This is a genomic window from Mesorhizobium sp. WSM4847 (assembly GCF_055811335.1).
In genome coordinates this window covers 75580-85379 of sequence record NZ_JBVVPY010000004.1, presented here as the reverse complement: position 1 = coordinate 85379, position 9800 = coordinate 75580, and the positions used below count along the sequence as shown (strand labels likewise).

Annotated in this window: 8 protein-coding genes; 4 read left to right on the top strand and 4 right to left on the bottom strand. The window is 62.5% G+C overall.

From position 1 onward, the window contains the following. Nucleotides 1–259: 259 nt before the first annotated feature. A complete protein-coding gene (locus tag AC0L28_RS06785; protein ID WP_473476344.1) occupies nt 260–1171 on the top strand; it encodes a molybdopterin dinucleotide binding domain-containing protein in 912 nt (303 codons plus the stop codon). A 91-nt stretch (nt 1172–1262) separates the two neighbouring features. Further along, the gene (locus AC0L28_RS06780; protein ID WP_473476342.1) at nt 1263–1748 is read left to right on the top strand and encodes a hypothetical protein; all 486 of its coding nucleotides are present in this window, start codon (nt 1263–1265) and stop codon (nt 1746–1748) included. A 29-nt stretch (nt 1749–1777) separates the two neighbouring features. Here the strand turns inward: AC0L28_RS06780 and AC0L28_RS06775 are convergent, their stop codons facing one another. After that, nucleotides 1778–2809: a hydroxyacid dehydrogenase gene (locus AC0L28_RS06775; protein WP_473476340.1), complete on the bottom strand. Its 1032-nt coding sequence runs from the start codon at nt 2807–2809 to the stop codon at nt 1778–1780. A 262-nt stretch (nt 2810–3071) separates the two neighbouring features. Here AC0L28_RS06775 and AC0L28_RS06770 point away from each other — a divergent pair, with 262 nt between their 5' ends. Continuing rightward, on the top strand, nt 3072–4508 hold the full coding sequence (locus AC0L28_RS06770) for an aldehyde dehydrogenase family protein (protein WP_473476683.1): 1437 nt from the start codon (nt 3072–3074) through the stop codon (nt 4506–4508). Nucleotides 4509–4689: 181 nt separating this feature from the next. Here the strand turns inward: AC0L28_RS06770 and AC0L28_RS06765 are convergent, their stop codons facing one another. The 3 genes from AC0L28_RS06765 to AC0L28_RS06755 all read right to left on the bottom strand — a co-directional run bounded on the left by AC0L28_RS06765 (nt 4690) and on the right by AC0L28_RS06755 (nt 7996). Further along, complete coding sequence (locus tag AC0L28_RS06765; protein WP_128244488.1) at nt 4690–6033, bottom strand: glucoamylase family protein; 1344 nt, start codon at nt 6031–6033, stop codon at nt 4690–4692. Between the two features lie 51 nt (nt 6034–6084). Next, nucleotides 6085–6837 carry an SDR family NAD(P)-dependent oxidoreductase gene (locus AC0L28_RS06760; protein WP_473476338.1) on the bottom strand — a complete coding sequence of 251 codons (753 nt, stop codon included), beginning with the start codon at nt 6835–6837 and terminating at the stop codon, nt 6085–6087. Nucleotides 6838–7066: 229 nt separating this feature from the next. Further along, complete coding sequence (locus tag AC0L28_RS06755; RefSeq protein WP_473476336.1) at nt 7067–7996, bottom strand: TIR domain-containing protein; 930 nt, start codon at nt 7994–7996, stop codon at nt 7067–7069. Nucleotides 7997–8453: 457 nt separating this feature from the next. Between AC0L28_RS06755 and AC0L28_RS06750 the strand changes: the two genes are divergently transcribed. Further along, on the top strand, nt 8454–9716 hold the full coding sequence (locus AC0L28_RS06750; protein ID WP_128168407.1) for an O-antigen ligase family protein: 1263 nt from the start codon (nt 8454–8456) through the stop codon (nt 9714–9716). The last annotated feature ends 84 nt before the right edge of the window (nt 9717–9800 follow it).

Genomic DNA, 9800 nt, shown 5'->3' with positions numbered 1-9800 from the left:
CCACGGGGGGTGTTGGGGGGGGTTTTACCACCCAACTTTTGGGTTGGGGCCCCCACCCCCCCCCCCGCCCCCCCCACCCCCCCCCCCCCCCCGCCCGCCCGCCGGGCGGGCCGCCCCAGAGGGGGGTGTTCAAGCTGGACATAGCTCAGCCAGCACCCGCTTCTTCGCCAACGGCAACTTCTACACACCCGACGGTAAGGCGCGCTTCATCCCGATCCGTCCAGTTCCGCAAACCCGCACGAACGAAAAATTCCCGCTGGTGCTCAACACCGGGCGGGTTCGCGACCACTGGCACACCATGACGCGGACGGGAAAAAGCCAGCGGCTGTCGCAGCACCTGGCCGAGCCGTTCGCCGAAATCCACCCGGCGGACGCGCAGCACTTCGGCATCGGCGATGCCGACATCGTCCGCGTCTCAACCGAGCATGGCGAGGTGCTGCTTCGTGCGCTGGTGACGGCGCGGCAGCGGCCAGGCTCGGTCTTCGTGCCGATGCATTGGACGGACCAGTTTTCCGCGCGGGCTCGTGTCGATGCGCTGGTGGCGCCCATCACCGATCCGATTTCAGGACAGCCGGCCTCGAAGAATGTTGCCGCCCGGGTGGAACGCTTCGCTGCCGTCGCGTTCGGCTTCGCGGTGCTTGCCGAACGGCCAGCCTCGATCGACGCCGACTATTGGAGCCTCGCCCGCTGCGCCGCCGGCTGGCGTCTCGAGCTTGCGCTGGAAGCCGACCGGGACTGGCCGGGTTTCGCGGCCTCGCTTTTCGGGGCGGACGCGCCAGGCGAGACGCTCGCCTATCATGATGTCGCCGGCGGGCACTATCGCTTCGCCCGCTTTGCCGGCAGCCGGCTGACTGGCGCGCTCTATCTTGCGCCCAGGCCGGTCGCGGTGTCGCGCGGCTGGGCGGTCGAGCAGTTGAGCGCGGACCATGCTGATCGGCGCGGGCGACTGGCGATCGTGGCGGGGCGGCCGGGCGGCAACAGCGTCGATCGCGGCGCCATCGTCTGCTCCTGTTTCGCGGTCGGCGTCAATCAGATCGCCGAAGCCGTGCGCGGAGGCTGCGTAAGCGTCGAAGCGATCGGCGCAACCTTGCATGCCGGCACCAATTGCGGCTCCTGCCGCGCCGAGATCAGGACCATCATCGAGGCGCGGCGCCTTCACGCGGCGGAGTGAGGGCGTCCAAAGCGCGTCGCGACGCTTACCAGCAATTTACAAACCGTGGGCTACCAACGTCCTTATCCGATTCGTTCCGAGCAGGACCATTATGAGCAAAGCCCTCACTTCATTCGCATTGGTGGCCATATTGACGGCTTTGCTGATGGCTCTCAGCCTGGCGGTGGCCAGGCATGGCTATCCCTTTGGTGCGATTGGCGCAGAACGCCTGGACGACGTCGCCGATGCCGGGACGTTTATCCCGCTCGCGGGCGTGTACTTCTTCAGCGCGCTGCTGATGATGATCCTGCCGATCAGGGTCGCCGGCATCGTCCTGACACATGCTGCGGATGCGATCTTCTGGACAGTCATCGTGTTGTTCGCGGCCATCATTGGCGGCCTCGCCGCCAGATGGGCTTTCGATCGAAGCAATGTCCTGCCGGGACTGCTGAATTGGCGGTTCCTGTTTGTCGTGGCCATCGTCGGCTGCCATCTCTTCATGAACGAACTGCGCCGCAATATCCTGCTGAGAAGCCTGTTCTTTGTCGTCTTCGCCGCAGCGACGCTCGCCTGCCTGTTCTGGTCGTTCACCATCTGAGAAACCTCGCAGCCGCTGGGCCTGACGGCTCAGTTCTTGTCGACCGGCTTCGAGCGCATGCGCGAAACGGTCTCGCGTTCGGCCCGCTTCGAACGCATTGGCGGCAGGCCGCGGTCGATCAGGTCCATGTCTTCCAGCACCATGTCGCCCATGCGCTTGAAAGCGATGTCGAGCGCGCCGGCCCGGTGGGCGGAGCGCAGGAAGCCGGGCAGCGTGCGGACAGGATGGTCCTGCGCCAGCGGCTCTTGCGGAAACACATCGCTGGCGGCGACGATGTGGCCGCTGCGAACTGCATCCATCAGCGCCGGAAAATCGACCACGCCGGCACGGCTGAGCAGGATGAAGGCGGCTCCTTTGCGCATCCTGGCAAAGGCCTCAGTGCCGAGAAAACCCTGGTTTTCGCTGGTCACCGAAGCGACGACGAAGACGAAATCGCTACTCGACAAAACCGTGTCGAGGGAAGCCGGCTCGACGCCGTTCTCGATCAGGATCGAGGGCGGCAGCCACGGATCGAAGACCTTGGTCCGCGTGCGAAAGCCCGACAGCAGCCGGTTGAGCGCACGGCCGAGATCGCCGAAGCCGATGATACCGACATCCGCGCCGGAGAGAAGCCGCGCCGCCCGGTTACCCTCGCCGCCCCACAGCTCCTTGCCCTGACGAAACGCAAGATCGGCGTCGACGATGTCGCGGGCGAGGTTGAGCGCCATGGCAAGACCGAGCTCGGCCACCGGCTCGGCAAACACCATGCCGGTGGTGACGACATGGATGCCGCGCGAAAACAGCGTTTCATACGGCATGTTGTTGATGAGGTTGCTCTCGACATTGAAGACACAACGCAGCGCTGTCATCCTTTCCAGCGTCTCCGGCGCGATCGGCGGCTGGCCGACGATGTAACGCGCCTCGGCGAGCACATCGTGTGGCAGGGCCGCGACGCCTCCTGGCGACGTTTCGAAAATACGGTATCTGGCGCGGAATCTCGCCAGTGCCTCGGGCGTGAAAATCAGGTCGAGCGTGCGTGGCTCGGGCGCGCTGATCACCAGCGGCAACGCGCTGTCGGACATGGCAGCCTCCTCCTGGCGCGATCCGCGTCGCGCCGCACTAGAATCATGGTTTACCACCTCGACACCCAAGCAGGCTTGCCGTGCTTCGCCTGCTGGGTTTGTGTTTGTCGCAGGTTTTTATCGGAAAACCATCGAACACTTTTCCGAAATCTGCTTAGCACATGCCTGTCGAGGAGCAGAACTTTGCCGCTGGCGGCCTTGCGGTGTGGCGGCTGGTGGTCCAGATAGACGGCAATCGAAGGACAAGGAAGACAGCGACATGATCCCGTTTCGAAAGAACCTCATCGATGGCGAGTGGGTGGGCGATGCCGGCTCCCGCAACATCAACCCTTCCAATCTCGACGACGTTGTCGGCGAATATGCGTCGGGCGACGCCGAGCAGGCGCGGCAGGCCATCGCGGCGGCGAAAGCGGCATTTCCTGCGTGGTCCCGATCGGGCTTGCTGGCACGCCATGCGGTGCTGAGGAAGGCGTCGGACGAGATCACCGCGCGGAAAGATGAAATCGGCCGGGCGTTGGCGCGCGAGGAGGGCAAGACGCTGGTCGAGGGAATTGGCGAAACCGTGCGGGCCGCCCAGATATTCGATTTCTTTGCTGGTGAGACGCTGCGCCTGTCGGGCGAGCTGGTTCCAAGCGTGCGGCCCGGCGTCGGTGTCGAGATCACACGCGAAGCGGTCGGCGTCGTCGGCATCATCACACCGTGGAATTTCCCGATCGCCATCCCGGCGTGGAAGATCGCTCCTGCCCTGGCCTACGGCAACACCATCGTCTTCAAGCCGGCCGAGCTGGTTCCGGAGAGCGCCTGGACCATTGTCGACATATTGCACCGCGCCGGCCTGCCTGAGGGTGTGCTCAATCTCGTCATGGGCAAGGGTTCGGTAGTCGGCCAGGCCATGCTCGACAGCCCTGACCTCAATGCCATCACCTTCACCGGCTCGGTCGGCACCGGCAAGCGCGTGGCTGCCGCCAGCGTCGAGCACATGCGCAAGTACCAGCTCGAAATGGGCGGCAAGAACCCGCTCGTCGTGCTCGACGATGCAGACCTAGCCGTCGCCGTCGACTGCGCGACCAATGGCGCATATTTCTCGACCGGCCAGCGCTGCACGGCGTCGTCCCGCCTGGTCGTGACGGACGGCATCCATGACCGCTTCGTCGATGCGATGAAAGATCGCCTCGCCAAGCTGGTCGTCGGCGACGCCCTCGATGCGAAAACCCAGATCGGACCCGTCGTCGACCAGAGCCAGTTGAAACAGGACGAAGACTATATCGCCATCGGCCGCCAGGAAGGCGCCGATCTCGCCTTCGGCGGCGAGCGGCTCGATCGCGAAACCCGCGGCTTCTACCTGCAACCGGCGCTGTTCACGCAAGCCACCAACGCCATGCGCATTTCACGCGAGGAGATTTTTGGGCCAGTCGCCAACGTCATCCGCGTCAAGGACTATGACGAGGCCTTGGCGGTGGCCAACGACACGCCGTTCGGGCTGACGTCGGGCATCTGCACCTCGAGCCTCAAGCACGCCACGCATTTCAAGCGCAACTCGGAGGCCGGCATGGTGATGGTCAATCTGCCGACGGCGGGCGTTGACTTCCACGTGCCTTTCGGCGGACGCAAGGGATCGAGCTACGGCCCGCGCGAGCAAGGCCGCTACGCAGCGGAATTCTACACTACGGTAAAGACCGCCTACACGTTCGCCGGCTAAGTAAATCAAGCCAGACGAAATCGAACGGCCTTCCCGGCGGGCGCGAGTTGCCGGGAAGGCGAACGTCATCGTGGCCGAAACGACAGCGACCACTGGGCGCTAATGCATGTCGCGCACATGCATGAAACAGCAACCTAAAGCGCGTCGCAGGAGGCCGGTCAAACGCGGCGCGTTTTAGCCGTCATTCAGCAGGGTCCTTGCGAGGAGGGCTCGCCGGCTGCGACAGCCAGCCGCCGGAGAACCCGGCCTTGCACAGGCCGCGACGGATATGCGGGCTCGACCGCATCAGCTCCCAGATCAGCCGCGAGCGGTGGTTTTCAATCATCAGCACGACGATGCCTTGGTCCAGTCCATAGTGCGCATCCGATATCCAGCCGCTCGGCCCGAACTTCCGCCGGTTCGCCAGCGTCGGGTTGAAGCCGCTCGGCATCCTGAAACCGTCGACCACCTCAGGGTGGCGTTCTCTGAGGTGGCGCAGCGCAGGCAGGCAGATTTCCGGTGCGAAGGGCAGCGATGCGAGATACGACCACGGCGCAATCGTTCCGTCATCGGGGCCGAACGGTGCGCCACGCGCCGCATAGCCGGAAAATTTGCGCGGCCGCCGCTCGATCCGCGCGCGGAATTTGCCGGGTCCGTCACCCGCCGAAAGTCCCCAAAGTGCTTCGCCGTAGCCGTCATAGCCAGAGGGGTTGTGCCGCGCATAGGCCCGGTGAAGGTAGGTCGCGCGGCGGCTGTTTTCGAAATAGTCCGAGTTCTTGTCCCGCATGAACGCATCCCGGATGCCATCGAAGTCTATCCAGGCATGCGAGAATTGGTGCATGAACAGCGGGCCGCCATAGAGCACGTCGTAGCCGTAGATGTTTTCCCACTGATATGTCGCCGTCCAGCCGGCATAGCTGTCGTCCGAGGCGGGTTTGTCGGGGGCGGCCATTGCCAGGACGTAAAGGATCGTCGCTTCGTTGTAGCCTTCCCAGCCATAACGCAGAAAACCGCTCTTCGGCTTCCAGCCCTGTCGCAAGATCGGTCTGCTGCCTTGAATCCATCGCCAGTCGACGCGTCGGTAGAGCATTTCCGCCAGCTCGCGGATTTCGGTTTCGTCGTCAGTGTCGCCTGTGAAATAGGCGCCAGCCGTGAGCACGCCGGCCATCAGCAGCGCCGTGTCAACCACTGACAACTCGCATCGCCAGGCGCGCAGGCCGGTCCGCATGTCGAGGAAATGGTAGTAAAAGCCTTTGTGGCCGGTGACGTCGTCGCCATCGCCTTGCCGGCTGTTCCAGAAGAAACGCAGTGCGGCAAGCGTCAGCTTCACGGCTGCGTCTCGTGCTATCCAGCCGCGCTCGACCCCGACCGGATAGCAGGACAGGGCGAAGCCGACGACCGCGATGCTTGCCGGCCAATTTGGCCGCGACGTGTCGGCAACCAGTCCGTTTTCCGCATTCACGGTTTCCAGAAAATAGCCGAAGGCGGCGCGCTGGAAGCGGTCGAGCAGTTCTTCGTCGGACTGTGGAGGTTCGATCCTAAGCAAACGACGGGAACTCCAGTCTGGCGTCCGTGGTTGCAAATCGTTCCAGTTGCTTCAATAGGTCGCCCGGCCGCCGGAAACGTCGAAAACGGCAGCCGTCGTAAAGGAACATTCCTCGGAAGCGATCCACGAGATCAGCGCCGCCACCTCCTCGACCTCGCCAAACCGCGCCATTGGTATTTTCGACAACATGAAATCGATGTGCTGCTGGCTCATCTGCTGGAAGATCGCGGTGCGCACCGCTGCCGGCGTGACGCAGTTCACCGTCACCTTGGTCTTCGCCAGTTCCTTGCCCAGCGACTTGGTCAGGCCGATCACCGCCGCCTTGGAGGTGCTGTAGGCAGAGGCATTCGGGTTTCCCTCCTTGCCGGCGATCGAAGCGATGTTGACGATCCTGCCGTAATTGCGCTCGAGCATGTGCGGAACCAGCGCCTTGTTGCAGTAGAAGACGCCGTTGATGTTGATGTCGATGACCCGATGCCAATCCTCCACCGAATAGTCCCAGGTCGTCATGTTCGGTCCGGTGATGGCCGCGCTGGTGACCAGGATATCGACCGCGCCAAGGGCTTCGATCGTCTGCCGGGCGGCCTGTGCGACCGCTACAGGATCGGCGACGTCGACGGTCACGCCGTGCAAGTCGGCGATGACAGCCTTGGCCTGCTCGATCTGGGTGGAGTTGCGATCCCAGACGCAAACGCGCCCGCCCTCTTCAACGATTCGTTGCGCGACGGCCAGGCCGATGCCTGAGGCGCCACCGGTGACCACGGCCGATCGTCCGGCAAACCGTTCCGCAAAACTCATTGGCATATGGTCTCCCTCATTTGCCCGCCCCGACGGGCGCTGGCGACACCGCCGGCGGCGAATGTGAAGTCAACAGCGGAGAAGTTCAAGCCGGGGACTGGAGCCTCGAACAGGTTCATGGCGGGCCAGAAGCAGGCGGTTGAGAGCCGCTCTTGGCTGTTTCCTCTCCATAAGATACTGAGCTGCGGTCGCGGCGAGGCGCCATGCCCGTCCGAGCGACTCCCATGGGCGCCGTTCAAACGTTCTTGATCGACTTCCAATGGCTCAGCCGCTCCGCGATCAACTCCACTCGTCGCTGGTTGTCGCGCCCGTCCAGGATGCTCAAGTCCTCCGGTTCGGCGCGCAAGTAGACGCCTGAGGTGCGCGCGTTCAGTTTTGGCTGCGTGTCGGCGCGTGTGGTAAAGTACCCGGACGCGCGATCGGCGGACTCCAGCCGGATCTCCCCCGTCCCGTACAACTGCGACGCGTTCGCATCCAAGGGCCGTTCTCCATTCCAAAAGTAGAAGATGCCGGCAGGCTCCTTTCTCTCCTTTACCGCCTCGCTCCAGTATCTGGCTGACAGACTGCCATTCTCTTGCCATGAGCGGCCGGCCAACTCCAACGCGCCATCGCGGTCTCGCGAGATACGCAGGAGGCTCACGGCGGACGGTTCCTTTACGGTCCGCTCCGACAGGGAAAACTGCCACCAAAGGCCCTCTATTCGGGCGACGCGGCCTTCATTTTCAACAGCTTTTCGTAGCTTTTGGTTGACTGCTCTCATCTCCGCGGCGGTCGTCGCTTCGCCATACCTCACGGACGTCAGGCCCAGGAGATCGCTTGGAAGCTTGGAACCGTTGGCATGAAGGATAAACGTTCGGCGCATTCCAAGGACTCCGCCGAAAAGGCCGGCTTCGAAGACGACATTGTCTCGCGGAGAAGCCTGAGCGGATACAGGAGCAGATGATGCTGGCAGGCTTACACTGGTCCAGTCGTCCTGGGCGAAGACGAAAGCGGCGAAGTCGACTTCACGCGTAAGCTCGAGGAGGCGCCCCAGTGTGGTTGTCCCCGGATTGAAGGACGTCGTCCAGGGTTCCACATGCGCGATGTCTTCAAGACCGCGTGTCAGCGCCTGCAGCAGTTTTTTCTGCTTCCCCGACGAGCCCAGGAAGATTCGAGGTTTGTCCATCCGTTTGCTCCAACCCAACAGATCGGGGACGACCAGCGTCTGCCAATTGTTGGTGTGGCCATCGTCTGGTTGTCCCCGAGATAGCGTACGCGGAGGGCCTCATTCATTGCAACGGATGCAACGAATGCCGGCTGCTATTTTTCGGTCCGGTGCTGAAAGCAACTGCAAAAACAGTTCCGCGCGGCGGTCATGCCGACCGTCTCATTAAATGCGGCGGCGATGGTTTTTGACGGCGTCGAGAGCGATGCCCCAGCCCTGCGCCGGGATGCTCGGGTTCTTGCCGCACCGCCTGTCGTGGCCTTTTACCGCCGTCTCGGGGCGCCTTATGGCTGTTTTTGCCTCATTTGGGTGACAGGCTGTGGGGGATGGGTTATATTGCACTGCACAATAGAAGCGTTCGCGCATGGCGCGGCGGCGAATCGGCATTGAACTGCATGGACGGGAATTCGCTACCGAGATGAAGATTCCAAAATCTCTATTGGTCGACCCGGAGAAGAGCACGGTCTACGGCGCATTTGCTGTTGCCATCTCCATTTGGGCGTTCTCCTACTCCTCGGTTTTCGGCCCGATCCTGATCCTGGCCTATTATGCGGTCTGGCTTCCCCTGGTTCTGGTAGACTACCGGCGGCTGTTGCGACATGCCTCCAGCGCGTGGCTGCCGTTGGCGTTTGCATTCTATGTCTGCCTCTCGGTGTTCTGGTCGGATGCCCCCGGCATCACGTTGAGGACGTCAATCCAGTATTGCTCCCATATCGCCTGCGCCTACATCGCCGCGCGCACCGTCAGCGTCCGGACGTTGACGATAGGCTCACTGATCGGGATTTTTGTCGTCCTGCTCTATTCGCTCAAGGTCGGGGGATATTCCTATGATATGCTCGACGGGACGTACAATTTCGTCGGCGCATTCAGCTCCAAGAACCAGCTCGGCTTTGTCGCCTCCCTTGGCATCTATTTTTGCATTGTCTTCCTGGTCTTTCTCAGGCGCGGCCGGATAAGCTTTATCCTGACGGCGCCCATCTTCGTCCTATCGGCCTATCTTCTGATCATGGCGCATTCCGCCACCTCGACGGCTTCGATACCGGCAGTTCTCGCTCTGGTGGCTCTGCTTGCCATGGCCAAGAAGCTTCCACTCCGCTACCGACGGGTGATTTTCGTGGTCGGCGCATGCGGGCTGGTCGTGGTCACCGCGGTTGCCTTTGCAGGACTTCTGGATTTCGTCCTTGGCGCCTTCGGAAAGGATTCCACGCTCACCGGACGGACCTATCTCTGGGAGCAGGGCTGGGAAGCGGCGCAGCAGGCGCCAGTCCTCGGCGTCGGCTACGCGGCCTATTGGGTGCAGGGGTTCGCCGAGGCCGAGCGGCTTTGGAACGAATTCTACATCACCACCCGAAGCGGCTTCCACTTCCACAACACCTATATCGAAGCCCTCGTCGAGCTAGGTTATGTCGGGGCGACGATGATTTCGCTGATCATCGTGCGCACGCTATGGGGCCATATATCGGCCCTGATATTCAGGACATGGCAAGCCGAGTCGGTGATTCTTGGCGGCGTGATGGTGCTTCTGCTCATCCGGTCCTTCGTTGAGATCGACACCTTCAACCCCTACATCATGGGCTCCTTCCTCCTGTATTACAGCTACTTCAGGCTGGTCAGGGTGCATGTCGCCCGTCCCAGATGGACCGCGGCCGACCTCGCGGAACCAGAAACCGCGGGGCGCTAAGCAAAGGGCTAAAATATTACCTAGATTTTTGGTGCCGCGCACAAAAACGCCGCCTGACAACGCCAAGGCCAAGCAATCATTTCA

Excerpts from the sequence above, each read along its gene's own strand:
- AC0L28_RS06780 (WP_473476342.1), top strand. The coding sequence starts at position 1,263 with ATGAGCAAAGCCCTCACTTCATTCGCATTGGTGGCCATATTGACGGCT.
- AC0L28_RS06760 (WP_473476338.1), bottom strand. The coding sequence starts at position 6,837 with ATGCCAATGAGTTTTGCGGAACGGTTTGCCGGACGATCGGCCGTGGTC.
- AC0L28_RS06750 (WP_128168407.1), top strand. The coding sequence starts at position 8,454 with ATGAAGATTCCAAAATCTCTATTGGTCGACCCGGAGAAGAGCACGGTC.
- AC0L28_RS06775 (WP_473476340.1), bottom strand. The coding sequence starts at position 2,809 with ATGTCCGACAGCGCGTTGCCGCTGGTGATCAGCGCGCCCGAGCCACGC.
- AC0L28_RS06755 (WP_473476336.1), bottom strand. The coding sequence starts at position 7,996 with ATGGACAAACCTCGAATCTTCCTGGGCTCGTCGGGGAAGCAGAAAAAA.